Annotated in this window: 22 protein-coding genes; 15 read left to right on the top strand and 7 right to left on the bottom strand. The window is 42.5% G+C overall.

The features are described from left to right. Nucleotides 1-177: 177 nt before the first annotated feature. Nucleotides 178-1041 carry a helix-turn-helix domain-containing protein gene (locus tag IGJ26_RS10375; RefSeq protein ID WP_016613447.1) on the bottom strand — a complete coding sequence of 288 codons (864 nt, stop codon included), beginning with the start codon at nt 1039-1041 and terminating at the stop codon, nt 178-180. A gap of 1046 nt (nt 1042-2087) precedes the next feature. Here IGJ26_RS10375 and IGJ26_RS10370 point away from each other — a divergent pair. The 3 genes from IGJ26_RS10370 to IGJ26_RS10360 all read left to right on the top strand — a co-directional run bounded on the left by IGJ26_RS10370 (nt 2088) and on the right by IGJ26_RS10360 (nt 6562). Then, nucleotides 2088-2930 (top strand): PRD domain-containing protein, encoded by an 843-nt coding sequence (locus IGJ26_RS10370; RefSeq protein WP_008378663.1) that lies wholly within the window; start codon nt 2088-2090, stop codon nt 2928-2930. Between the two features lie 169 nt (nt 2931-3099). Then, on the top strand, nt 3100-5001 hold the full coding sequence (locus IGJ26_RS10365) for a beta-glucoside-specific PTS transporter subunit IIABC (protein WP_016613444.1): 1902 nt from the start codon (nt 3100-3102) through the stop codon (nt 4999-5001). Between the two features lie 91 nt (nt 5002-5092). Beyond that, nucleotides 5093-6562, top strand: a complete 1470-nt coding sequence (locus tag IGJ26_RS10360) for a glycoside hydrolase family 1 protein (protein ID WP_086299326.1) — start codon at nt 5093-5095, stop codon at nt 6560-6562. Nucleotides 6563-6611: 49 nt separating this feature from the next. Here IGJ26_RS10360 and IGJ26_RS10355 read toward each other — a convergent pair whose 3' ends face one another. The 3 genes from IGJ26_RS10355 to IGJ26_RS10345 all read right to left on the bottom strand — a co-directional run bounded on the left by IGJ26_RS10355 (nt 6612) and on the right by IGJ26_RS10345 (nt 8683). Beyond that, on the bottom strand, nt 6612-6797 hold the full coding sequence (locus tag IGJ26_RS10355; RefSeq protein WP_008378656.1) for a hypothetical protein: 186 nt from the start codon (nt 6795-6797) through the stop codon (nt 6612-6614). A gap of 346 nt (nt 6798-7143) precedes the next feature. Continuing rightward, entirely contained in the window at nt 7144-7401 is a 258-nt protein-coding gene (locus IGJ26_RS10350; RefSeq protein WP_005235163.1) for a hypothetical protein, read from the bottom strand. Between the two features lie 106 nt (nt 7402-7507). Then, a complete protein-coding gene (locus tag IGJ26_RS10345) occupies nt 7508-8683 on the bottom strand; it encodes a helix-turn-helix transcriptional regulator (protein WP_008378650.1) in 1176 nt (391 codons plus the stop codon). Between the two features lie 160 nt (nt 8684-8843). On the opposite strand from IGJ26_RS10345, the gene IGJ26_RS10340 reads away from it, so the two are divergent. The 7 genes from IGJ26_RS10340 to IGJ26_RS10310 all read left to right on the top strand — a co-directional run bounded on the left by IGJ26_RS10340 (nt 8844) and on the right by IGJ26_RS10310 (nt 18500). Next, complete coding sequence (locus IGJ26_RS10340; protein WP_194199553.1) at nt 8844-11045, top strand: glycoside hydrolase family 3 N-terminal domain-containing protein; 2202 nt, start codon at nt 8844-8846, stop codon at nt 11043-11045. Between the two features lie 19 nt (nt 11046-11064). Then, nucleotides 11065-12417, top strand: coding sequence for a PTS transporter subunit EIIC (locus IGJ26_RS10335; protein WP_194199554.1), 1353 nt, complete (start codon nt 11065-11067; stop codon nt 12415-12417). A 9-nt stretch (nt 12418-12426) separates the two neighbouring features. After that, nucleotides 12427-13332, top strand: a complete 906-nt coding sequence (locus IGJ26_RS10330) for an ROK family protein (protein WP_061054304.1) — start codon at nt 12427-12429, stop codon at nt 13330-13332. Beyond that, nucleotides 13325-14689 carry a glycoside hydrolase family 1 protein gene (locus IGJ26_RS10325; protein ID WP_061054303.1) on the top strand — a complete coding sequence of 455 codons (1365 nt, stop codon included), beginning with the start codon at nt 13325-13327 and terminating at the stop codon, nt 14687-14689. Before IGJ26_RS10330 ends, IGJ26_RS10325 begins: the two co-directional genes overlap by 8 nt. 3 nt (nt 14690-14692) lie before the next feature. Further along, a complete protein-coding gene (locus tag IGJ26_RS10320; RefSeq protein ID WP_005235171.1) occupies nt 14693-15664 on the top strand; it encodes an alpha/beta hydrolase in 972 nt (323 codons plus the stop codon). 2 nt (nt 15665-15666) lie between these two features. After that, nucleotides 15667-17367, top strand: a complete 1701-nt coding sequence (locus IGJ26_RS10315; RefSeq protein ID WP_194199555.1) for a DUF4091 domain-containing protein — start codon at nt 15667-15669, stop codon at nt 17365-17367. Nucleotides 17368-17612: 245 nt separating this feature from the next. Beyond that, on the top strand, nt 17613-18500 hold the full coding sequence (locus IGJ26_RS10310; RefSeq protein ID WP_005235175.1) for an SDR family oxidoreductase: 888 nt from the start codon (nt 17613-17615) through the stop codon (nt 18498-18500). Between the two features lie 83 nt (nt 18501-18583). Here the strand turns inward: IGJ26_RS10310 and IGJ26_RS10305 are convergent, their stop codons facing one another. Continuing rightward, complete coding sequence (locus tag IGJ26_RS10305) at nt 18584-20089, bottom strand: helix-turn-helix domain-containing protein (RefSeq protein ID WP_005235177.1); 1506 nt, start codon at nt 20087-20089, stop codon at nt 18584-18586. 139 nt (nt 20090-20228) lie between these two features. Between IGJ26_RS10305 and IGJ26_RS10300 the strand changes: the two genes are divergently transcribed. The 3 genes from IGJ26_RS10300 to IGJ26_RS10290 are packed head-to-tail and all read left to right on the top strand — an operon-like array spanning nt 20229 to nt 24093. Continuing rightward, nucleotides 20229-20849, top strand: a complete 621-nt coding sequence (locus IGJ26_RS10300; protein WP_005235179.1) for a WxL domain-containing protein — start codon at nt 20229-20231, stop codon at nt 20847-20849. 16 nt (nt 20850-20865) lie between these two features. Then, nucleotides 20866-21915, top strand: coding sequence for a DUF916 and DUF3324 domain-containing protein (locus tag IGJ26_RS10295; RefSeq protein ID WP_086299331.1), 1050 nt, complete (start codon nt 20866-20868; stop codon nt 21913-21915). Nucleotides 21916-21933: 18 nt separating this feature from the next. After that, the gene (locus tag IGJ26_RS10290; protein ID WP_194199556.1) at nt 21934-24093 is read left to right on the top strand and encodes a lectin-like domain-containing protein; all 2160 of its coding nucleotides are present in this window, start codon (nt 21934-21936) and stop codon (nt 24091-24093) included. A 53-nt stretch (nt 24094-24146) separates the two neighbouring features. Here the strand turns inward: IGJ26_RS10290 and IGJ26_RS10285 are convergent, their stop codons facing one another. Further along, nucleotides 24147-24323 carry a hypothetical protein gene (locus tag IGJ26_RS10285; RefSeq protein WP_005235184.1) on the bottom strand — a complete coding sequence of 59 codons (177 nt, stop codon included), beginning with the start codon at nt 24321-24323 and terminating at the stop codon, nt 24147-24149. Between the two features lie 456 nt (nt 24324-24779). On the opposite strand from IGJ26_RS10285, the gene IGJ26_RS10280 reads away from it, so the two are divergent. Both IGJ26_RS10280 and IGJ26_RS10275 read left to right on the top strand, forming a co-directional pair. Beyond that, nucleotides 24780-25148 (top strand): DUF7006 family protein, encoded by a 369-nt coding sequence (locus IGJ26_RS10280; protein WP_005235188.1) that lies wholly within the window; start codon nt 24780-24782, stop codon nt 25146-25148. A gap of 278 nt (nt 25149-25426) precedes the next feature. After that, entirely contained in the window at nt 25427-25789 is a 363-nt protein-coding gene (locus tag IGJ26_RS10275; protein ID WP_008378626.1) for a hypothetical protein, read from the top strand. 50 nt (nt 25790-25839) lie between these two features. Here the strand turns inward: IGJ26_RS10275 and IGJ26_RS10270 are convergent, their stop codons facing one another. Continuing rightward, entirely contained in the window at nt 25840-26274 is a 435-nt protein-coding gene (locus IGJ26_RS10270) for a MarR family winged helix-turn-helix transcriptional regulator (protein ID WP_008378623.1), read from the bottom strand. Nucleotides 26275-26279 lie beyond the last annotated feature (5 nt).

Genomic DNA, 26279 nt, shown 5'->3' with positions numbered 1-26279 from the left:
TACGTTTTAAGATTTTAGCCCGAAAACCAGTTAGGTCTACGCACCTAACTGGTTTTTTGTGTACAAGTTAGGCTAGCATTTGACTGAAAAACGCCTGTCCTTCAATAAGCAGACAGGCGTTTACGAAAAAGATAAATCATGTTTGTAAGGATATAGGATGATTCAAAGGGAAGAATGTTAAATGGAGATATTCGTCACGGTATGAATCAAGTTTTGCAGGTCATTTTTATGGTTCTGGTAACCGGCTTGTTCGATAACGATTAAGCTGTTTCTTAACACTTCTTTGTTTAATTGAGAAGATTGCAAATAGGAGTAAATTTCTTGATACAAGACTTGATGGATTTTCAAATAAAAATACAGAGGTGTATTAGGCAAGGGATGAGACAAAAGCAGAAACTTGTTAAGCAGATAGGAATCCTTACTTTCACTGGCAAAGGCGCAGCCATTTAAGATCACAACACTTAACAAATTTGCATAAAAGGGATCATTGGCGTAGTGAAGGATTTTTTTGATCCCATGATCTAAGTAATAACTGATGGTTTCTTGGTCAAAAATAAATAACAAATTTGAGAATAAGTTTAACTCAAAGCGCCCCCATGTTTCGATATCAAACAAGTATTGCTTTACCAGTTCAACTTCTTGGGTGTAAGCTCCTCGATTCATCAGAAATGATTCACGGTTGAGCAGCAGCAGGCCTTGGACATACAAAGAATAATAAAAAAAATTTTGTGTCTCAAAGTAGCGTTCCTCAAGGCTAGTCAAGTAGTCGATAGTCAGTGTTCGATCATAGTATCGGGTATAGAAATCTTGCACCAGCTGACGTTTTTGACCTGTGGCTTCGCTGTCGATCAACAGACTGAACTCATGAACCGTGATATTCATTTTGTCTAAGTAGTCAAACAAGGTTTGTGAAGAGAGATTTGTTTTGCGATTTTCGAAAGAAGAAAGGGTGGTGCGAGAGGAAATACCTTCGGCAAGCTTGGCTTGCGAGATTTTGCGATCTGTGCGCAGTTTTTTGATTAAAGAGCCTTGCTGTTTCATGGGGGACCTCCTTAATTGTGACGCATTTCTGAACAATGTGATTTTAATAACATGTTATCAAATATAATAGGGTATAGCAAATAATAAAGGAGGTCGTTTTTCATGGAATTTGAACCATTTGGTCCTTGGGAAATCAACCCATTTAAAAACTAGTACAGGCTTTCATTTAGAAACTTGTCATTGAAGGATCAGTGACAGATTGATAAATGAAATTTAGTTTACGTCCTGCTTTTTTCGCGGCGAACTGCGAACATTCTAAGCAGGAAAGAGAAGATCTTGAAGAATCGAAAGGTTATTTGGTTGATTCCCCCACTCAAAGAGACCTTTTCGTTTGTGGAAGTCATGAAACGCATGAATCGCGCAAGGTGGTCAGTCCCGTTGAATGTCTGTCATGCACCAGACCTTCCCCAATTTTCTGATTCTTTGTGATTGATCGTCTTTCAAGCATCATACTTCCAGCTATGACCGTAATGCACGAAGATTACGGTTTTTTGTGGTCTTATTGTGCTACACAGTAAACCTTGTATTTCAAGTGAACTAAAAGACCAAAGCTAGAAAAGAAATTCAGTGAGAAAGATAGTGAAAAAAAGTCAAAAACAAAAAAGAAAAACGTTTGCAAAAAAAGTGTTGACATTTTTTCTCAGAATGAGTACTATTATCTCAACGGAACACGAGAGTGTTCTCATTACTGGATTCGTTACTGTTCGGCAGGCAAGACCAGAGGAAAAAAGTGCATTGATTACCCAAAGTTTCTTGGGTTGTACACTTTTTTGCTTTGGTCTTCTTTTTTTGCTCCATTATTTCTATTCGCTAAAAAAGAACCGGTTCCAAGGTAAGGTCCAGTCATTGATCATCAAAGGAGGGGAGAAGTAAAACGCAATGAAGTGCCAGCTAGGTTTGACGATATCCTGCAGTACTGCCTGGAGCAGACATTTACCTCGTCACTTAATGGCAAGTCAGAGAAAGAAAAAAATACAAGACCTTCTGCATAGACGTCAAACGATGCAAAGCTGTGTATGCGCTATGCTGATCAAGGAGGATCGTTCGTGAAGATTATCAAGAGGATCAACAACAATGTTGTACTTTCAAAAGAAGATGAAGTTGAAGTGATCCTAATGGGAAAAGGGATCGGCTTTCAAACGAAACCGGGTGACCTGATTCCGGCTGAGCGAATCGAAAAAAAATACTACCCAGAAGATGACTTGACAGTGGAACATATGTCGAAAGTCATGACGAAGGCTGACGAGAAACAAATGGCCGTCATTTATGAAATCGTGCGTCTTTTTCGGGAAAGTGTTGGAACCGATTTCAATCCAAACGTTTATTTCACACTGATGGATCATATCTTGTTTGCCATCAGTCGTCAAAAGCAAGAAATTGTTTTGACCAATCCCATGCATTGGGAAATCAAGAAAATCTATGCCAAGGAATATGCGGTCAGTGTCCAAGCGGTCGAGTTGATCCGCAAAGAGCTGTATCCCGATTTTTCGCAAGAAGAAGCTGCGTTTATCACTTTGCATTTCGTCAATGCGCAAATTGAAAAAAGCGCCAATCAAAGTGCCTATGAGCACACCGAGTTGACCAACAATATTTTACGGATCGTTAAGTATAGCATGAACATCGAGTACGATGAGAATTCTTCCTACTTCCAACGGTTTGTGACCCACATTCGCTATTATTTAATTCGACAAAGTCAAGAAAAAGAAGAGCCAGTATTGGCTAATCCGATGATTGCCTTGGCTTTCAGCAGCTATCCGAAAGAAAAAGAAACCGCAGATTCGATCAAAGAATACTTATTTGAACAAAAGGGCTGGCATGTCAACGATATGGAATTGATGTATTTGATTCTGCATATCGGTAACTTAGCCGCTCACTCAAAATTAACCTAAGAATGGAAATGGATTCGTTACAGTTCGGCTGGCAAGACCTGCACTTTCTTACAATACTCGTTGAGGAGACCCGTCTCGTTTTTTATGGGTGATACTCCTGCTTGTTTATTGTAGAAATGGCCGGTCTTTTTATTTTTATTAAATGATCTATTAAAAAGGAGAAATCAAAATGGCAAAATATACTGAATTAGCACAAGACATTTTGGCCCACGTTGGCGGCAAAGAAAATGTCTCTTCTGTAAAACACTGTGTGACTCGCTTACGTTTCCACTTAAAAGACGAAAGCAAAGCAGACACAGATTATTTGCAAAAACGTGACGGTGTCGTGACCGTTGTCAAAGCAGGCGGACAATACCAAGTGGTTATCGGTAATCATGTGCCAGATGTTTACGATGAAGTGCTGAAAGTCGGCGGATTAGCCGATGGCGGCAGTCTTGATATCGACGAAGGCGACGAAAAGAAAGGCAGTTTGTTTGACCGCTTTATCGATGTCATCTCAAGCTTGTTTCAACCGTTCTTAGGTCCATTAGCGGCAGCCGGTATTTTAAAAGGGATCACGGCGCTACTTGCAGCAACTGGGATGGAAGCGACCAATGGAATCTATGTAGTAATGAATACCCTAGGCGATGGTTTGTTCCAATACTTACCTATGATCTTAGCCGTAACTGCTGCAAAGAAATTCAAGATGAATACCTATACAGCATTAGCGATTGCAGGTGCGATGGTCTATCCTGGTTTAGCAGAAAGCGTTGCTGAAGCGAGCAAAGTCTTTGGTCTAACCTTGACCTTACCAGCAGGTGGCTACTTTAATAGCGTACTGCCGATTATTTTAGCGATTTTTGTCGCTTCGAAAATTGAACAGTTTATGCGCAAAGTTACACCTGATGTAGTCAAAATGTTTGTGGTTCCTTTTGTAACGATTTTGATCACTGTGCCGTTGACCTTCTTTGTGGTAGGTCCAGTCGCAAATACAGCATCTAGCTGGATCGGTATTGCTTTCCAAGCGGTTTATGATTTCAGCCCAATCATTTATGGATTTGCTTTAGGGGCATTATGGCAAGTATTGGTAATGTTTGGTCTTCACTGGGGTCTTGTGCCATTGGCGATCATGGATATGGCGCAAAACGGCTCTTCGATTATTTTGACCGCCGCAGTGCTACCATGTTTCACGCAAACGGGTGTGCTAGCAGCGATTTGGTTGAAAACGAAAGAACCAAAAGTCAAACAAGGCGCAATGCCAGCATTGATCTCATCGATCTTCGGTGTGACTGAACCTGCGATCTACGGTTACACTTTGCCAATGAAAACACCATTTATCGTTTCTTGTTTAGTTTCAGGTTTCGTTGGTATCTACTTGTCAATCTTTAACGTCACTGGTTACGCAATGGGCGGTATGGGCATCTTCTTGTATCCTGCATATATCGATCCAGCAACAGGCAGCTTCCATAGCGTGATCCACTTAGCCATCGGTACAGTTATTGCAATCGTAGCGTCATTTATCATCATGATGTTATTGAAAGTACCAACTTTGTATACAACTGTTGATTCACCAGTCGACGGTCAAGCAACACCAGCAGCACCAGCACCAGAAGTAAAAACCGTTTCTGCCAGCGTCAAAGATGAAACAGTCAAAAGTCCAGTAACCGGTCAAGTGGTTGCTTTAGCAGATGTGGAAGACAAAGTCTTTTCTTCAGGTGCTATGGGAAAAGGGATCGCCGTTGAACCAGCGATCGGTGAAATCACTGCTCCAGCAGATGCAGAAGTCAAAATCTTGTTTCCAACAAAACATGCCATCGGCTTAGTCACTGAGGATGGGACAGAATTATTGATCCACATCGGCATGAATACGGTGGAACTTGAAGGCAATCACTTTACTGCCTACATCAACCAAGGAGACAAAGTCAAAGCCGGTCAAAAATTGATCTCATTTGATACTGAAGCGATTCGTGCGGAAGGCTATTCCTTACTGACACCAGTCATCGTCACAAACTCTAACGACTACAGTGACATCCAAACGACACAGTCAAAAGAAGTAACAGCGAACGACAATTTGATCGAAGTCGTAAAATAAATGCGTTTATCGGCACGTCGTAGGATCAGTAAGAATGCTTTCTTGCTGATCCGCTGTGTCGATAAATAAAGAAAAAGAAAGTAGGCTAATCATGACAGAAAAACAATTTCCAGAAGGCTTTTTATGGGGCGGCGCCACTGCAGCCAACCAATTTGAAGGAGCATGGAACGAAGGCGGACGTGGCCCAGCGACATCCGATACGGCGATCGCTGTCAAACCAGAAGACCGCAAAAACATGGCAGAATTTGCTGCACCAATGACTCGGGAAAAAGTCTTGTTTGCCTTAAATGACAAAGAAGGCTTGTATCCAAAACGTTGGGGATCAGATTTCTATCATCGTTACAAAGAAGATATCGCCTTGTACGCAGAGATGGGCTTTAAAACGTTCCGTCTGTCCATCGCTTGGTCAAGAATTTTTCCAAATGGTGACGATGTTCAGCCAAATGAAGAAGGTTTGCAATTTTATGACAACGTGTTTGATGAGTGTGCAAAATACGGGATCGAACCCTTAGTGACCCTCTCTCACTACGAAACACCTATCGGGATCGCGTTAAACTATGGCGGCTGGAAAAATCGCCAAGTGATCGATTTGTTCGTCAAATACGCAGAAACTGTGTTGACCCGCTACAAAGACAAAGTCAAATATTGGTTGACCTTCAATGAAATCAATATCATGGGGATCTCTGGCTATGTTGGCGGTGCCTTGTTATCTGAAGATGGCACGCAAAATCTTTCTGACATGTATCAAGCTGTGCATCATCAATTTGTGGCTTCTAGTTTAGCAACAAAATTTGCCCACGAAATCAATCCTGATATCAAAGTAGGGATGATGTTGGCACGGATGCAAGCCTACCCAGCTACACCAAATCCAGCAGATGTGATGGAAGAAATCAAGCGTGACCACGAGAATCTCTTCTTCTCTGATGTCCAAGTTCGTGGGAAGTATCCAGCGTATACGAAGCGCTTCTTTAAAGAAAACGGCATCGAAGTGACCTTCGAAGATGGCGATTTAGACATTCTTGCGCAATACCCTGTCGACTTCATGTCCTTTTCTTACTACATGAGTTCTATTGCCCGCCACAATCCTGAAGAAGGCGGCGAAGCAACGGCCGGCAACTTTTCTTTAGGCGAATCAAACCCTTACTTGGAAGCCTCTGACTGGGGGTGGCAAATCGATCCAATCGGCTTGCGTGTGACTTTGAATAACTTGTACGACCGCTACCAAGTACCATTGTTTATCGTTGAAAACGGCTTAGGTGCCTTGGATACGGTGGAAGAGGATGGTTCGATCCATGACAGCTATCGAATCGATTATTTGAAGGCGCATATCGAACAAATGTATGAAGCGATCGAAGATGGTGTGGAATTGATGGGCTATACGCCTTGGGGTTGTACCGACTTAGTTTCGGCTTCAACGTCAGAAATGTCGAAACGCTACGGCTTTGTCTATGTAGACGCGGATGATGAAGGAAACGGTAGCTTTGACCGTTCCCGTAAAGATAGTTTTTACTGGTACAAAGAAGTCATTGCTACCAATGGCGGTAGTTTGTTACAGGATTAAAAATAAACCAAAGCGGCTCTCAAAAAAGAGAGCCGCTTTTTTGTTGTGCTCAGTAAAAAAAGAAGAGAAAGGGGGTTAGCAGCTGCCATGCTAGAAAGATCAATGAAACAGTCAACGCCCATTTTTTCATTTTGGGCTTAGGCACAAGGGATTCGGGCATCAAATAGACGAGAGAGAATACTGTAAGAAAAAACAGCAGGGTCAGTGGTTGGACGACAAAGGTCAGCCAGTTCATAGGGTAAGCTCCTTTTATGAGGATAGATGATTTGTTCTTTTGTGTTATTATTTTGCAAATTCATTATATATTTAGTTCGTTAAAAAGGCAAGGAGCTCATGGAATAACGATCGTGTGCAGGAAGGGGGGAGAAAAACGAGTGGCACATCCTTGTATTTTGATTCGAATCTTTCTAGAGTAACACAGTAAGCTTGAGGTTAGAATCAGAACTAGCAATAAAAAAGCCCCTTTTCAGGGGAGGGGAGTTCTTTAAAAAGATAGGAAGAAACCCGTGTATTTGATGAAGCTATTGGTCCTTAGTTACTGGGGACCTGACTAATTTACGTGGAAAACCCGCCACTGTCATTCACCGTTTTCTGATCCTCAAGTAGAAAATAAAACAAAGAAGACTAGCCGAAATCAAGAAACCCATAAAATAGAAAGTTAGCTGCATGTCAGGCATCGTATAGGAATACTCTAAAATCTTACAAACAAAGATCACTAAAGAAACCGTGATGGATAAGGAAACCCATGTGAAACGCGGCAATCGTTTCGTTACGATGATCAATCCTAACGAAAAAAAGATGACTGGTACCCAAAAGATCAAGCGAGCAAGTTGGATCATTTTATCTCTCCTCATTCAAATTGATTTGAGTAAAAGGATAGCTTACAACGTTTGTTATTAAAAATAATAACCATTGTTTCTGAGCATTTTTTCGGAAATTGTGTCTTTAACTTAAAGCATGAGCGTAATGTTTCTCTTTAAATTCTTTTGGTGTTTGCCCCGTAACTGCTTTGAAATTGCGGATAAAATGGCTTTGATTGGCGAATGCCAACTGGGTGCTGATTTTTTCGTAGGAAAAATCTGTGAACAGCAATAGATGCTTGGCTTCGCTGATCTTTCGTTCCTGAATGTAGCTGTGGATCGTTTTGTTCATTTCTTTTTTGAACTGATTACATAGATGGGTCTTATGTTTTTGAGTGATGGCTGCGAGATCATCAATGGTCACTTTTTCATAGAGATGGCTGTCGACATAATTAACAATCGTCTTGACCAACAGTGATTTTTGCGCCAGCGGATAGCTATGCAGAAGCTCCATAAAGCGGTAGGTGGCTTCTTTGATATAGCGGAGGCACTCCTCGGCAGAATGAATATAAACCAGACCTTGGATCAATGAATCAGATAAGCCGAATGCTTGGTTGACTGGTACTCCTTCATCAATGCTCATGCGGGTCACGACAGCGACAAAGGCCGAAAACTTTAGTTTTAAGCCTTCCAGTTCATGAGGGGAAAGGGAAACACTGTAGGTCTCTTTCATTTTGTTAAATACCCAGACTACTTTTTCCGGCTCGTTTCGTTTGATGTAGTCAAGATAGCGCAATTCAAAATGATAGGAATCAAAGGTAGCTTCATGCACACGGCGTTCATAAAGATTGGTTTCCAAGCTAAGATCTGTTTGCATGGATCGGTCGTGGGATTCAGTTTGGTAATGCCAATGGATTTGGTCTTTTGCCAACGGCTGCTCCGCAAACAGCGTATAAAGCAGCTGGATGTATTCTTCAAAGGAGTATTTGTCTTCTTTGGAATAGTGCACATTGTAGTGGTATTCATGTTCAAGAAATAGGTAAGACGTATCTGGTGTACCAATCACTCCACAGGGTCCGATGACCATATAACAGGTTTTTCCAGCTAACTGAAACGCAAAACAACCAAGCATATATTTGCCGAAATGATAGAGATTTGCAACTGGGCCGTTCGTTTCTTCCAAATAGTGTTTCAGAGGATTCTTGGCTGTTAAGGTGAGTGGGGGATACAGCGGAGTCCCTTCTTGATCCAAGAGAATCATCGGGATCAAATATTTGCGATAAAGCAGATCCATGGCGGTCGTAAGTGTTGTTTTGTTCATGAGACACCTCAAAGTCCAAACATTGTTTTTTCTTTTAGTATAACGTAAATTTTTTAGCATTCAATAAACAATTTATTATAAACACTAGTTTTTTAGTATATCTAAGGAAGGATTCTTTCTATAATTCAGATAAATAAAACGGTTACAGGAAGGAGTAAACATGGATAGTAAAAAATTGAAAGAATTGTTTCAGCAATTGACGCCAGAAGAAAAAATCGCTCAGACGATTCAATTGAATGGCAGTTTAGTCATTGAAAATGAGGTGATGACTACTGGCCCGATGCAAGATTTAGGGCTTCCACCAAATTTGAAGATTCACGAGATTGGTTCGATTTATAATGTGAACGATTACCAAAAATTGATTCAGTTACAGAGGGAAACGTTAGCACACAGCCGACTAAAGATTCCTATGCTGTTTATGTCGGACGTCATCTACGGGTTTCGAACGATTTTTCCGATTCCCCTTGCCCAAGCAGGTTCCTACGATTTTAATTTGATCGGGCAAGCCGCTGAGATGACCGCCAAAGAATGTTACCAAAATGGCCTTCATGTGATCTTTTCACCCATGCTGGATCTTGTTCGCGATCCTCGCTGGGGCAGAGTGATGGAGTCGCCAGGAGAGGATGTGTATACGGCAAAACGTTTTGCTAAAAGCGTCGTGACCGGCTACCAAGGCAATCTTGATCAAGGAGTGGCAGAAAATCACGTTGCTGCTTGCATCAAACATTTTGCTGGTTATGGTGCACCCGAAGCGGGCAGAGAATACAATACGGTCGATATGTCCAATCAGCGCTTATTCAATGAATATTTGCAACCCTATCAAGCGGCGATCGAAGCCCAAGCACTGCTAGTGATGACGGCCTTCAACCTATTGAATGGTGAACCTGCAACGGGTAGCCGCTGGTTGAACCGAGAGATTTTGCGCGAACGTTTCGGTTTTGATGGGGTACTGGTCTCCGATCATGCCGCCATCAAAGAATTGGTCCCCCACGGTTTTGTCAAAGATGAACGGGAGGCCGCTCAGAAAGGTTTGGAAGCGGGCGTTGATTTTGATATGATGACATCGGTCTATGCGACGCACTTGCCAGAACTGATTAAAGAACCCGAATTAGCCGCGTTGCTGGATGAAGCAGTCTGGCGAATTCTCGTACTAAAAAATCAATTAGGTTTGTTTGAGGAACCCTATCGAGGGTTGAAAACGCAACAAACTGGAGAGGTTTTGTCGGATAAAGCCAAAGAGCTAGCCGTTAAGCTAGTAGAAAAAAGCTGTGTGCTGTTAAAAAATGAGGGCAGCTTACCTTTGAAAAAGGACCAAACCGTCGCTGTGATCGGTCCTTATGGAGAAAGCCGGTTGACCTTAGGTTTTTGGGCGTCAGTCAGCGGCAAGCCACAAGACACGATTCCTTTAAAAACCGGTTTGCTGCAGCATTTCGCACCCGAAAACTTGATCTTTGCTCGTGGATACAATCTATTCGACTCGTATGAGCAATTTGGTCCTTTAAAAGCCGGGATCGAACAGCTGAATGGACCGATCGAACCAGAAGATCAGTTGCTTTTGGAAGCCATGGAAGCCGCCGAAGCCGCCGAAGTTATCGTCTTGACTTTTGGAGAGCAGTTTTTGGAGAGCGGCGAAGGGGCATCAAAAGCTCATTTGCAGCTGCCATTGAAACAAATTCGTTTGATCCAAGCGTTGAAAAAAACTGGCAAGCCTTTGATTGGCGTGCTTTACACTGGCAGACCGTTAGTCTTAACACAAGTGGAAGCATTATTTGATAGTCTGTTGCTCGTATGGTATCCAGGAACGATGGGCGGGATCGGGATCGCCAATCTGTTGAGTGGGCAGGCTTCTCCGACGGCAAAACTGGCGATGACCTTTCCTCGGAGTGAAGGACAGATCCCACTATACAGTGCCCAACTGCCAACGGGCAGACCTTTGACAGATAGTGAGCATTCTGATCGCTTTTTGTCAAAATACCGCGATGAATCAAATGAACCCTTATTCGCATTCGGAACAGGTCTTAGTTACAGTTCGTTTACTGGTGAATGGCTTGGTAGTGAAGTATCTAGCGAGACAATCCATTTGGCTTATCGAGTGAAAAACCAATCGGCAATAGCTGCAGAAACCGTCATCCAAATTTATCTCATGCAGCGCCCAGCGGCAATGGTTCGTCCAAGTCGCCAATTAATTGCGAGTGACCTCATCTCATTCGCGCCCCAAGAAGAAAAAGAGCGCAGATTGTCACTGCCGTTGTCAGAACTTGTTTTCTATGACAATCAAGGGAAGAAACACATAACCAAAGGTACTTATCGATTCCTAATGCGGATCGATCAAAAAGAAACGATGCTTAGTGTAACGATCTAAACTAAAGGAGTGAGAAAGAATGGAAAAATTAGAAGCATTTTTAAGTAGCAAACTATTACCAATGTCACAAAAATTACAACAAAACAAAGTATTGGCCGCTTTGATGGAGGGGTTTATTCGAACAAGTCCCATCACTTTAGGAATTGCGTTTATCACGATCATTGGAAATTTTCCGATTCCTGGTTGGACGGACTATTTGACGAAAATTGGCATCTTCCAGCATGTTGAAGCGATCACCAACGGAGCAACTGGCGTTTTTGCCTTGTATGTTGTATACAGTTTGGCGTATTCTTACGCAAAACAATTAGGAAGCAATGAACGCAATTCAGCGATTATTTCTTTAGCTAGTTTCATTATGTTGATGCCACAAACCGTCGCAACAACTGTCATGCAAGATGGCCAAGCAGTGGAACAAACGATTGGTGCCTTGAAGCTTGATTTCTTAGGCGGGCAAGGACTGTTTATCGGCATGCTGACCGCTTTGTTGGTCACTCGCTTTTATGCTTTCTTATCGAGAAAAAACATTATGATCAAGCTACCGGATAGTGTTCCCCCAATGGTAACCCAATCTTTAGCACCAGTGTTTGTTGTCACGATCATTTTTGTCGTCGTCTTTGTCTTACGTGTCTTATTTGGGTTTACTTCATCCGGTTCGATTTTCCAATTCTTTATCGATGTGATCAATGCGCCGTTGAACTCCTTAGTTGCCAGCCCGCTATCGATCATCATCATTATGGAATTATTAGCTGTTTTATGGTTTTTCGGAATTCATAATGCAGTTTTACAAGGACCACTCGGGGCGATTAGTATGACCATGGTCGTTTCAAATATTGCCGCTTACCAACAAGGACAAGCGCTGCCTTATCTGATTCCTTCAGTGATTTATATGGGCATGTATGCTGCTGGCTTCATGGGCTTTGTGACTTTCTTTATGATTCGCAGCAAATCGGCAAAAATGAAACAATTAGGAAAATTGTCGTTTATCCCGTCGATCTTTAACATCACAGAGCCAATCATGTTCGGGATGCCGATTATTTTGAATCCGTTGTTCTTTATTCCGCAAGTCTTTACACAATTGATCGCTGGCTTTGTGACCTGGGGATTGGCAACAACGATCCTCCCAATCAGCTTGAATCCAACCATGAGTCTATTGCCATGGACCACACCGACTTTTATCAAAATGCCCTTTTCAGGAGGGCTTAACTACACGATCTTAATGATCATCTGTATGCTGATCGGTATTGTTATGTGGTATCCGTTTCTAAAAATTGCGGATAAAAAAGAGTACGAATTAGAAATGGCTGCTGAAAAAAAGCAAGCAAGTGAAGCAGCAAAAATGACAGAAAAAGTCGTGGAAGAAATTCAAGCGTAAACAAAGGAAGTGGCACATTTGGTTTATTTAGGAATTGATATCGGTGGGACGCACATCAAAACGGGATGGGTTGAAAACAATGAAGTCACCGACGGACGAAGTTTTCCCACCCCGGCAACGCTGGCGGCATTTAGTGAAACTATCAAAACGATCCTCCAAAGCTATGCCCGTCAAGTTTCTTTCACGAAAGTGGCTATCGCAGTCCCTGGTTCAGTTAATGAAACAGGGACTGTCTTCTTTGGTGGTGCCTTGCCATACCTTGATGGGGTAAATTTGCCAGAATTGATCTGCCAGTTAAGCGATGGCATGGTGACAGAGGTTACTGTCGAAAACGACGCAAAAGCCGCCGCGCTAGGGGAAATGAAAGCCGGCAATCTGCAAGGGATCCAAAATGGTGCGGCGATCATTTTAGGAACCGGCGTGGGAGTTGGTCTTTGTCTCAATGGAAAACTCTATCGTGGGCATCATGGACAAGCTGGTGAAGTCAGTTTTATGATTCGTGACCGACAAATGAGAGGCGCGGACTCTTTTGTGGGGATCGGTCTTTCGGCTGTCGGATTAATTGAGCGTTTGGCTGCTAGTATGGCTATCGCGCCTGATGGTCCTTTGGTCTTTGATACCCTTACGAAAACTGCTGATCCTGAGGCAGAGGCTTTATTTTTAACTTATACCAAAGAAGTCGCTGTCTTGTGTTTCGATCTTCAGTGTCTTTTAGCTCTGGAGAAAATCGTTATCGGTGGCGGGATCAGCCGTCAGCCACGCTTGATCGAAGCCATAGCTAGCAGCTATCAAACTATTTTTAAAACCGCACCAATCATTGAGAAAACGCTGCAGCCAGTTGCGATCCAAGCCGCTTATTTTCAAGCGGACGCCAATTTGATCGGCGCAGCCAAGGAGGAACCGTGGGATGAGTAAATTTCCGGAAGCATTTTTGTGGGGAGCATCCACTAGTGCTTATCAAGTAGAGGGCGCATGGGCAGAAGACGGCAAAGGTCCCTCAGTGCAAGATATCAAAGAGATTCCGCAAGGGACCACTAATTTTAAAGTAGCATCAGATCACTATCACCGATATGAAGAAGATGTGAAATTGTTTAAAGAATTAGGGTTAAAAGCCTATCGTTTTTCCATATCATGGAGTCGAGTCATGCCCGATGGTCAGGTCAACCCAGCAGGATTGGCGTTTTATCAAAAACTGATCGATCTGCTACTAGAAAACGAGATTCAACCGATCGTCACCGTTTTCCATTTTGACCTGCCCGTTGCGATCGCGAAGCAAGGTGGGTGGGAAAACCGAGAGACGATCCAAGCATTTGCTGATTACTGCCAAGTACTGTTCGAAAACTTTGGTCATCAAGTACCGCTATGGCAAACCATCAACGAGCAAAATGTGATGGCACTTGCTGGTTCGGTCATTGGTACGAGTCAAAAATCCATGAAAGAAAAATTTCAAGAAAATCACCATATGCTAGTGGCCCAAGCATTGGTGACCCAACAGTTTCATGCCGGTAATTTTAGCGGCAAGATTGGCCCAGCACCGAATATCGCCAGTGTCTATCCAGCTTCTGAAAAACCAGCCGATCAGCTGGCAGCTCTTTCTATGAGTGCGCTGAGAAATTGGTTATTCCTAGATGCGGCTGTTTTCGGCACATACAACCATAACGCATGGCATTTGTTAGAGACGATTGGTGCAGCACCGACAGTCACTGAAGCAGATCGAAAGATTTTGGCAGCTGGAACATGTGATTACATCGCATTGAATTATTATAATACGATGACCGTCAGCAGCTATTTTCAAAAAGAGACAAAACTCGATCAACAGTCTGGTTTCGGGATTCCTGGCTTTTTCCAAGTAGTAGAAAACACCCATTTGCCCATGACTGAATTCGGTTGGCCTATTGATCCAGAAGGCTTTCGCTTTACGTTGAACGAAATCTATTCCCGTTATCGTCTGCCTCTTTTGATCACGGAAAACGGAATCGGTGCCAAGGATGTTTTGACAACTGATGGTAAAATCCACGATGATTATCGCATCGACTACTTGCAGCAGCACATAAAACAGATGGCATTGGCGATCGAAGACGGTGTCGATGTGATCGGCTATTGCCCGTGGAGTGCCATTGATCTCGTCAGTACTCACGAAGGCATCGCTAAACGGTACGGGTTTATCTATGTCAATCGTACGGACGATCAGCTGTTGGACTTGGCGCGATACAAGAAAGATAGTTTTTATTGGTATCAAAACGTTATCGATAAAAACGGGTTAGGAGAGTAAGCGATGTTTTTTCAGGAATATCTATTTGATCCAGAAGCGCAAGCCGGTTTGACAGTGTACCTGCATGAGGAAAAAGCCGAGTATGAACGGGTGGGCGATCGTCCGTTTGTCTTGGTGATTCCCGGTGGCGGCTACTCCTTTTGCAGTGAGCGGGAAGCTGAGCCAATTGCCTTAAATTTTGCTGCCCAAGGCTTTCACGCCGGGGTCTTACGCTATCATGTAGGGACACATCGCAGTTTCAGCCATTCCTTAGCAGATGCCGAAAAAGCGATTGTCAAAATCCAAGAACTAACCAGTGAATGGGGAATCGATGCCGAAAAAATCGCTGTGATCGGCTTTTCTGCCGGCGGCCATTTGGCAGCGGCGTTATCAACACTCTCCTCAATGAAACCGAGCTTATGTATTTTAGGCTACCCAGCGATATTGTCTTCATTTGCTACTGTGATGAAGATCGATGCCCCTTCATTAGAGGAATGTGTCACAAAAGATACGCCGCCCACCTTTTTGTTTTCAACCTTTGAAGACAATGTCGTTCCTATCGAAAATTCATTGGCGTATCTGCAGGCCCTAGAAGATCACGAGGTTCCCTTTGAAAGTCATATTTTCCAAAAAGGACGTCACGGTCTTTCTTTGGCGACCGAACGCTTCGGTAATCGTAAAGAAATGGTTGATCCACGTTTTGCCCGTTGGTTTGATGAATGCGTCGAATGGCTAGAGTTGAACTGGGCAGATAAAGTTGCCCAGCCAGCTTTGTTTCCTGATTTAGGGCAGTGGCCAATTCGGGCATTACTCGAGTCAGGTGAAAACAAACGCTTGCTGTTGCAGGCTTTTCCATCATGGGCAGACAATAGCCGCTTAAAAATCGTAAAAAACATCAGCTTGCAGCAACTACTAACGATCATGCCAGAAGCTTTTGAGAATGTTTCTTATCAAGCGCTTGTTTTGCAGCTGATTGATCCTAGAAAGGAAGAGTAAAAATGAAAGCAATCCTGGTCCATGAAAGCTATAAGGCTTCAACAGAATTGATCACCCAAGAGCCACAAGCGATTGAACAGTTATCAGCTGTTCGTAACAGTACTGCTGCTTGTCAGTTGCTGCTGCACGATGGCAACCGCAATCATTATATTATTGGCGACGAGTTTTCGATCCCCGATGAAATCGAGATTCCCATGATACGCGTTGAGATTTTTAGCGAATTGCCGGTCAAAGCGCAATTCGTCGACTATTATGTCGGTCAGCAGGAAGTGGCGTACGCCGATAAATTACTTGAACGAACTGCCAAAACCTATCCTGGCGATCGCTTTGCGCCTCTTTATTTGGAGTGGCAGATCGATGAGACGATCAAACCGCAAGCTTATCCTGTGAAAATCAAGGTCTATCGGGCACATCTGACTAGCCAAGAGGAGTGCTTGTTAGAAAAGAACCTAACGATTGAAGTGGACGCTTTTACTTTTCCAAAAGATTATTTAGAGACGTTCCACTTAAATATGTGGCAGCAGCCCAGCAATTTGGCTCGCACCTTTGACGTTCCGTTATGGAGCGATGCCCACTTTGACTTGATCAAGGAAATGGCTGAGAGTCTCGCTGTGATCGGACAAAAAGCGATCACAGTGATCGCCGGAGAGATTCCTTGGAAGGGCTGGTTCAATTACATCGTCAAAGATTATCCCGCCAATTTATATGAGTATTCGATGGTAAAGGTCAAAAAGACGCCAGACGGAGAACTTTCCTGCGATTTTTCTGTGCTGACACGTTACCTTGATTGTTTTTTTGCTGCGGGCATCAAAGATGAAATTGATGTGTTTGGTTTATTAGGGGTCTGGGAACCGCCATTTTTTCCGTTAGTCAACTTGGACCATCCAGAAAAATTGGTGATTCGCTTTTATGATGAGGGGAAAGGCGCCTTTGGCTTTATTAATCAAAAAGCTGAGTTGCAGGAGTATCTACGCCAAGTATTTGATTATTTTAAAGGAAAGAATCTGTGGGAGAAGGTTCGCATCGTTTCTGACGAACCGAAGAAACATCAAATCGACAGTTTCCGAGCCTCGTTAGCTGTTTTAAAAGAAATTGATCCGTCGATCCAGATCAAAGCTGCTTTTGATAAAGAAGACGTGTTATTTGAGCTGCTGCCAGTGATCGATCATCCTGTGACTTCCTATTACTGTACTTGCAACCATTACGAAACACTAGCACAAAGCCATCCGGGCAAGATGCAGTACTATGTCTGCAATTATCCCGACAAACCAAATACCTTTTTGCATAGTCCCCTGTTAGAGACGCGAATGCAAGGAATCTTATCGTATCAGTTCAAAACAGACGGCTTTCTGCGTTGGGCCTACAATTGCTGGCCAGAACATGCTCGGTCCGATATTCGGTACAATACGAGCTCACTACCGATCGGTGATCTTTGTTTCGTCTATCCTGGCAATCACGGACATTTATTGTTGTCCCTAAGGTATAAACAACTACAGCGGGGGATTGAAGATTTCTATCTCTTGAAGACCGCTCAAGCTGCACAACCGCATCAAACCGACGCCGTAGTAGCAGATTTTCTTAAAGTTACAGACACGAAACACTGGATGATCGACAGCCATCACAGTCATCCCGATGTTTTTCTACAGACCGCGGAGGAGATTGAGGTCTTTCATCGGGCCCTCCTCGAACTGCTAGAAAAGTAGCAAAATCAAACACTGCACCCAGAAATTTCACTACGATTTTCCAGAAGAATAGTGAGATACCTGTGGGCGTTTTCACTACTGATTCACGCAGCTTTTTCGTTTTACTAGGCATCTGTTTTCTTACAGATGCTTTTTTTCTGGTGAGCGTTTCGTTTTTCATTCCCTCCATCTTCCTTTACACTTTTAAGTAAGGTCATAACAAACTATGACAAATAGAAGTAGAAATAATCAAGGAGGAAACGAGCATGTCAGAAAAAATCAACAATCCGTTAACGAAGTATTATGATGGCAAATTTGAAAAACAGGTGCAAGAAGCACCGGCAATTCAAGGAAAGATGCAGCCAGTACCTGATTGCGGGGAAGAAAGCTACGCAGGTTCAGGCAAATTAGCTGGACGCAAAGCATTAGTGACCGGTGGTGATTCTGGTATTGGTCGAGCAGCAGCGATTGCTTTTGCCAAAGAAGGCGCCGATGTTGCAATCAACTATCTTCCTTTTGAAGAAGAAGACGCGCAAGAAGTCAAGGCAGTCATTGAAAAAGCCGGACGCAAAGCAGTTTTGATCCCAGGAGACTTGAAAGATGAAACTTTCGCTCGTCAATTGGTTCATGAAGCAGCCAAAGAATTAGGCGGGTTAGATACGTTGGTTCTAAATGCTGGGATGCAACAAGCGGTGAAGGACATCAAAGAGTTGACTACACAACAAATTCAAGATACCTTTACAACGAATATCATCTCGATGTATTGGACAGTCCAAGAAGCGTTGGATTATCTGCCAGCTGGTGGGAGCATCATCACGACCACTTCGATCCAAAGTGCGGAGCCTAGTGCCCATCTTTTAGACTATGCAGCCACGAAAGGTGCTATTACTTCCTTTAGTAAAGGGCTAGCTGCTCAATTAAGTGAAAAAGGCATTCGGGTCAATACGGTGGCTCCTGGTCCAATCTGGACACCACTTCAAATTTCGGGTGGACAGCCACAATCTGCGATCCCAGAATTTGGTCAAAAAGAACTGATGAAACGCGCTGGACAACCAGTCGAATTAGCACCAGTCTATGTTTTCTTAGCCTCTGATGAAGCAAGTTATGTAACTGGTCAAGTTTACAGTGTAACTGGCGGTAGCTTCTTCGCTTAAAATTCCCAGGACTAAAATAGTAGAAAAAAAGCTCGAGCAAAGAGGCTCGGGCTTTTTTTGCGGATGAAAATGGAATCGGCAACTTATTTTCCTTGTTCGGCAAACATCTTGGTCATCATCAGTTGATTGATCTTTGCAAAAACGGCTGCCCACTCTTGCTCGGCTTGCAGGTTAGACAGTAAGACTAATTTTTCGGAAAACATCACTTCTTCATAATTATCCGTGATCAATAAATCTGCGGCTTCCATTTGTTTGACGAAAGTCACAGAAGCTTTAGAATAAATCGAACGAATCCTCGTCTCAATCATTTGCTTTGTGCGGTATTGAATCGTCGTTTGAATATAGATCGACACGGTCGGGGGCGTATTCATCTGTGTTTCCAAATACAAGAGATGAGCCAGATAAGGCAACTGTGTCTGTTCAAAATACTCTTTATCCAAGTCAGCAAATGGATACTTTTCAACATGGGTCAGTAAAAGTGTGCAGATTGCTTCATAGGTTCTGTCTTTAGAAGGAGCATTTTCAGTCAACAGTTGGTGTTCTAGCTGCCACACTTCCAGAAGATCGATGCCGATAATGATCGATAGATTGAAGACCAGTAGACAGCTGCTTAATAATTTTTCGAATTCGGCGGCTTCCTGACTTGGAGCAAAGGTATCGTGCCAATCTTTGATCATTGCAGTGAAAAAGCGCACAAGATCAGTATCAGAATGTTTGATCTCTTGGATGATCGTTTGATTCTTTTCTTGGGGAACAACCCCTGGCAAAAAGACATGCAAAAAGAAATTCAAGTAAAGATACTCTGACTGAAGCATCTTTTCTGAGGCATAATCGGCACTCAAAAAAAGTGATTCGAGAATTTCTTCTGGTAAAAAACAATAGAAATTCATCAATCCCATGTATTTTTCAGGAATCGGCGGCAAATATTTTTTCTGGATCGTTCGGCTGACCACTGCTTGCCAAAATGCAGCGAGTTTATTTTTCGTCAACGGATCAAAGTGAGAAACAGCAAAGAATGCCGTAAATTCTTCGACATTTTTATGGGAAACACTCGGCAAAAGCCACAAATCAGCAGGCGCACTTTGGGTCAAGAAACTGTAGGTGAAAATACGGATATCAAGCTCTTTTCCAGCAAGAACGATGCGATTATTCAGGTCTGTTCGAATTCGGATTTGAAATTTTTCCAATAGTTGGTTGATTTTCTTGATCAACCGATACATATGCGATTGGCTGACATGCAAATCCAAACATAATTGAGTCAAGGTCATTTGCGGGCGCCCAATCAAGTAATGAATCAGGTTGTATTGTGTGGAGTTGAGCAAGTAATGATACATCAATTGTGCATAAAAAGGTTCATCATCCTCTGTTCGATCAAGAAAATACTGATTGTAATGATTTTTTGATAGAAGCAGGTGAGGTGAGAGCAGCTGCAAATCTTCATTTAAAAAATAGATATATTTTTGCAGGCTTTTTTGCGGGATATTCAAAACTTCTGATAGTTGGACCAATGTCACTCCGTTGGAATTGCAGACAACTTTGAAAATCTCTAATTTCTTTTCTTCTGCGGGAGAAATGAATTCTCGATACATAAGGGATTCTCCTTTTTGGCGTTTTTTTTACGCTAAATCTGTGAACCGTATGATAACCATGATGGATTATACTTATGATAGATGAGAATAGAATGAAAAAACACCAATTAAATTATTATTTTTTAAGGCTGTTTTTTCGATGACCCTCGGTTTCTCATTAAAAAAAGTGAAGGAAGAGATGAAAATGAACAAAAAGGTACGAATGTTAGGTTTGGTCGGAATGGGTTTAGGAATGGCGCCCACTGCGGCAGCTGCAGCAGAAGCGAATCCAACGGCTTCAATGACGAGTCAAGCAACACTAACGATCGAACAAGGAATCTTGTCACTGGATCAGGTGACCAATTTTAACTTCGGTACAAGCAGTATCCAAGATATCGCTACCGATGAACAAGTGATTCAAACAACGTCGGATGAAGTGACATCGATCACGGATTACCGTGGACCAAATCAAGCTGGCTGGCAGTTGACTGCGCAATTATCGAAAATGACGAATGCCAGCGATAACGAGCTAGCAAATGCCAAAGTCACTTTAAATGGTTCAACGGCTTCGGGCGATGCAACGCTAGTATCGGGCACCGAATTGATGGTAGGAGCAACAGAACCTACATTGATCGCTTCTGCTAATGGGACGACCGGCTTAGCAACCAATGACTTTAACTTTTCCAATGCTTCATTAACCGTACCAAAACAAAATGTGAACAGCGGCACTTATAGTGGAACGATCACTTGGACATTATCAAACACCTATCAAGCAGAATAGCAAGGAAAGGGCGACAATGAAAAAACAAATCAAGTGCTTCGTACTCATTAGTTTCTTTATCAGTTTGTGTTGCTTTACGAAAGTCACCGGTCATGCACAGACCACACGGTTCACTGTAACCCCAGAACTTCCCCAAAATCAAGTCAGTGACGTCAGTTATTTCGACTTACTGGTAAATCATGAGACCGAACAGAATTTGACCGTTGCCCTTCATAATACAAGTTCAGAGCCGTTGACCATTAAAGCAGTAGCACTAAATAGTTATACGGCCTCTACTGGGATCATCGCGTACCAAGCAGAACAGACCGCCGAAGAGAACCAAGGAATCTCGTTTAGTCAATTGATTGAAAATCCGAGACAGACGATCCAGCTTGACCCTGGAGAAAGTCGTCAGGTCCATTTTACCCTTTCAATGAAGGCAAAAGAATTTGCAGGAGAAATACTTGGTGTGTTTGACTTTGAAGAAGAACCGGCGGAAACAACTGAAAGTCAGCAAACAAATCTGCAAGCCAACTATAAAATTCAACAAGGGATCCGCTTGCGTCAGAATGTAGCAACCATGCCTGACCCCCAGTTGTCTTTGGTCAATTCTGAGGCGGTGGAAAGATATGGTTCTACAGCTCTCAAAAGTAGGATCCGCAATGATCAGCCCACAGCCTTTGGCAACATCACTGTCAAAACAGTGATACGTGAGCAAGATAGCGGCAACAAGGTCGGTGGGTTTTCTGCAGAGAATTTTCAAATAGCTCCGAATTCGGTTTTGGAGCTGTTTAGTGCCTTTGATCAGAACATTCTCGAAGCGGGGACCTATCTATTACGGATTGAGTTGAATGCGCCTAAAGGAACATGGGTGTTTGAGGATTCGGTGGTGGTTGATCGCAAGCAAGCCAACCTTATCAACCGTCAGACAACGTTAGGTGCAGCGTATCTTCAAAAACAGTACTGGCTCTATGCAGGAGGGCTACTTCTCTTCCTGTTTGTCCTACTTCTCTTGTTCATTTTATATAGGAGACGTAAAAAAGCAGAAGCAGATGTTAGGCTGTCAGTGCAAGAAGAATCAGAATGAAGAAAGCGGAGGACAGTGATGAAAAAGTTTGGCATTATCCGATGGGGCTATGTGTTCTTTTTTAGCATTTTGCTGCTATGTGGGAAACAAGAAATCGTCCATGCTGCGGTATCTGCGCCAGATTTTCCTACGTTAGCGATTGACGATTCTCTGATCACTCCTGTGGGACAAGCGGGGTCGCCACAAGGGGAACCGGGCGTTAATTATGTTCAGATTAATGATGGAGCTACTACCAACTCCAGTGGTGGTGTCTGGTTCAATAAGCCGGTTTCTTTTACTCGCTCTTTTCGGTTAGAAATGGCATTTTGTATCGATAATACAGCAACGGACAGCGATGGGCTCGCTTTTGTGATGCAAAGCAATGGCTTAAATGTGCTGGCAGAACAAGCAGGACCGACGATTGGCGTCTGGTCAAATACAGGAGGAACGACTCCTTTAAATACGGGGGCAATCCCGCAAAGTTTTGCGATTGAATTCGATACGTTCTATAATAATGCCGGTTTGACTGGGGACGGTATGATGGATCGCGATGTTCCTTCCGGCCATCATATCGCATGGAATTTTCCCGGCTCAAATGACGCATATACCACCGATGGCTGGCTGATTATCGATAAAGTCTTAAATCATCGTGATACGGTATCAGTGAGTGATATTTCCGATGGGGTGTGGCATAGTTTTACAGTAGTTTTTGATCAGCCAACGCAAACGTTGCGTTACACCGTACCAGATTTCGGTGTTGATGTGACGGTACCTGTTGATGACACCTTCAAATCAAATTTGAACCTGACTAATAGTGCACCGGTCTATTTTGGTTTTACTGGTGCAAACGGGGGCTATGTTCAAGAAAAAGCAGTGGCGTTTGTCGATGTTGAAGGATTAGTAGAACTTGAGATGCGAACCGGTGTTTTTGAAAAAGACCCAGTCAAACTATTGTTGGATACTGGTACGACACTTTCCCAGCCAGCCACTGTCGACAATAGCAAAACCATTACTTATGCGACCTATCTCTCCTATAAAAGCACCAGTGATCTAGCTGACTTGGAATCGGGAATCTTGCTCTCATCGCTTTTTCCAGAAGGACTATCATTAGTTCCCGAGGCGGTTTATTTTGGAAAAGCCAGTGAAATCATGGTTAATGGCATGCCGGAAGGCGGAACTGCCTTACCTTTTGTCATTGAAAATGGGCAATTGGTTGCGACACTGCCTGACATGGTCAAAGGGAATGAATACATCGTTCACTTTTCCGTCAATTACACAGAAGCGCCGCTCAATCAGAATTTAGATATAACCATCCCTGTCCAAACTGTTTTTAATGGAAATGCTTTTGTTTCCAGTATGACGTCAGGTGATCCAGAAATTCATTATTATCAAATGACTGGAATCTTTCCACCAACGCTTACAACAGGTTCGGCGTCATTGGCAGAATCAAAAGCAGACCTGCAGATCGTGCGGCAAAAGCGCAATTCCTATATACCGATCACGATTGATGACCAAAACTCGACCCAAGCCAAAATATATGTCACGGAGTTCTTTACGGAGGATGTGACAATCACCGAAACCGATTTCTCTGAAGCAGCGTTGGTTGAACGGGGAACATTGTCGGAGCCGCTAACGGATACATTGGTGTTAGACACCGAAGAACTAGAACCAGGCACAACCTATTATCTGGCTTCCTATGTGATCGATACAGAAGGCAATCGATCGGCGACACGTTATTATGGGATTGACTTTCGTGGGATTGTAGAATTTCAGCGTGCGCCTGCTTCAATCACAGCGACAGTGACCTTGAATGAACTGGTACGATCCATCAGAGACGATGGCTTTGCTTATATAGCGATTGCTTTTGATCAAGAAGCCCTTTTGTCTATCAGCAATACCAGCGAAGGAACCTGGCAGTTAAGTGGACAGATAAAGGATTTTATGCAAGAGCAGCAACTATTGGCAGAGGAAATTCAGTTGGTACTCTATGATCCGGTGACCAATCAGGTGGTGGCTTCTGTCACTTCTGAAGAACAAGTGATTTTCCAGCAGGAGCCAACAGGAGCAACGGACTTAACCTTGGATCTTCAGGAATATGATTGCTACTTTCGCTTTGTCCCCAAGTTAGATTTGATTTTACCAGGTACCTATACAGGCACAGTCAACTGGCTGTTGGAGAGTACAATCATTAATGAATAGAAAAAAAACGCCTAGAAGGCGTTTTTTTCGTCTAAAAGTTTATGTCGGTCCCTTTAACTTTGGCGGCTTTTCGCAATTTTTAAAACTAATGATAGGCCTGCTAAAGCAAAACTGCCGTATTTAACGAATTTTTCCAAGGATTCTAAGGTTTGCTGTTTTTTGTGTTTGCAGTCTGGACAGCTTTTTTCATGGGCATTCATTTTTTTTCCACATTTACAATGACTCTTCATCTGTGATCCACTCCTCGTTTCGTTTTATTTTGATGACTTTCTATAATTTAATTATACATGTTGTATAAGGTTCTGTCTGAAATTATGCTGTGTAAGACGTTTGTTAAAATGAGAAAAAACCTACGTTTATTGGGGGGGAGGCGTGGAAGTGTGTAATTGCGAGGCTATTGGCAGTTACAGAGCCCGATGGGTAGGAATCGCTATAGATAAAAAAGGAAGGAAATCTGACAATTTTCTCATTTTCGATAGGTGCTGAATCGCTTTGCTTATCAGTTTAGCAAAATTTTGCTATTGTGGAGTAAGATTAGGGGACAAGAAAATACGCTTCTCTTTTTTTTCTATATTCTATCCTTAATCTGAGAACGAAAATCACCGATAGTATGCTATATATAAGAACAAGGAGCCATCCTTGACAATGTCGAATATGGCATTTGAATGAAAGGATTGATGAAATAAGTGATTTCTTCAATAATTTATACCGATACAAAGGCTTATTTAGATAAAGTGCTAGACCAAGCACTGTTGGATCTACTAAAATCTGATTATCCTAAAGTCTATGAACACGTGCAAAACTTGATTGTTGCTATGGAACAAACGATCCAACAAATTGACAGCACAAATTTTTGGCGGTTGATGCCGGAAATTTTAGGCTATGATTCTCGCTTTGTTTTGTTGAACTCGCTGCAATTGTCAGAAGACAAACTGTTGACGGAAATCGAGATTATTCAGATGATCGAACGTGATTTTCCGAATTTGAATAAAGAATTTTGTGGCTATTCCTTAAAAGAACAAGAGCATGAGAGTTTGATCTTCAGTGTTCAATAAACACTTCTCGTAGGAATATCAAGTAGAGTAAGAAAACGACTAGCTGATCTAGTCGTTTTTTTTTATCAAGAAAAAGAATAATTAAACATGTTATTTATCATTAAAATAAAAATTATTTTGAAATTATGAATAAAATAGATTATTATTGGTATATAATCCTTTTAGTGAAAGAAAAAACAATCGAAAAAAGGAAGAGGAAAGCCAGCTGACTGAAATAGCTGCGATTGTTTTAATTTAGAAAATAAGAACCAGCCTCATCGGCATGGAAAGGAGCAATTATGGATTACTTGAGTTTTTCAAAAAAAGAGTGGGAAGTCTTAGTTTGTTTTTGGGCTGTGGATGAACCTCTGTGCTGTACAGAATTTAGTGAACGTTTCGGCTTAAACCGTAACACATCACTGTCCGTGATTCGCAAGTTAGTAAACAAAGGAGTTCTGGAGATTGCAAGTATCAAAATGAGCGGATCAGTCTTGGCTCGTCGCTTTCAGCCAGCTGTAAGTGAATTGGAGATATTACAGACAGGCCTAACCGATGACCAGATTTTTGAATTAGTGAAAATCGCCATCAGAAAAATCGAAGATCCTGAACAATTAACCCAGTTGCTAAATGTGATTGGTGAATTGAAAACTAAAGCTTCTTAAAGAATACTCGTTTGCATGATAAAAAAATGATCCGCTGTGAAAACAGCGGATCATTTTTCTTGTTCTTGAAATTTTTGTACCATTTTTGTCGTCAATTGATGGAGCACGGACAGTTCTTCCGGTTCAAGAGGCAAGAATTCGGTCACTCTGTAGGGGATCTCTAACGCTTGTTCATGGAGCGCTTTGCCTGAGTCAGTCAATGTGACCCGCAAAGAACGTTCATCGTCTTGATTTCGATTTCTTGCTAGGTAGCCTTTTGCTTCAAGCTTTTTTAAAACCGGTGTCAGTGTGCCAGAGTCGAGACATAATTGCTTCCCCAATGCTTTGACACTGATCGCTTCATCTTCCCATAACACCAACATCACTAAATATTGGGTATAGGTCAAATTCAACGGGTCCAGTAAGTCTTTGTACTGTTTGATAATTTCTTTTGAAGCGGCGTATAGAGGAAAACACAATTGGTTTTCTAACGCTAAGACATTCATGTTTT

This window comes from Enterococcus sp. AZ095a, assembly GCF_050546735.1.
GTDB classification, from domain to species: domain Bacteria; phylum Bacillota; class Bacilli; order Lactobacillales; family Enterococcaceae; genus Enterococcus_D; species Enterococcus_D entomosocium.
Note: the sequence above shows the minus strand (reverse complement) of the source record. Positions and strands in the feature narration are given on the sequence as shown.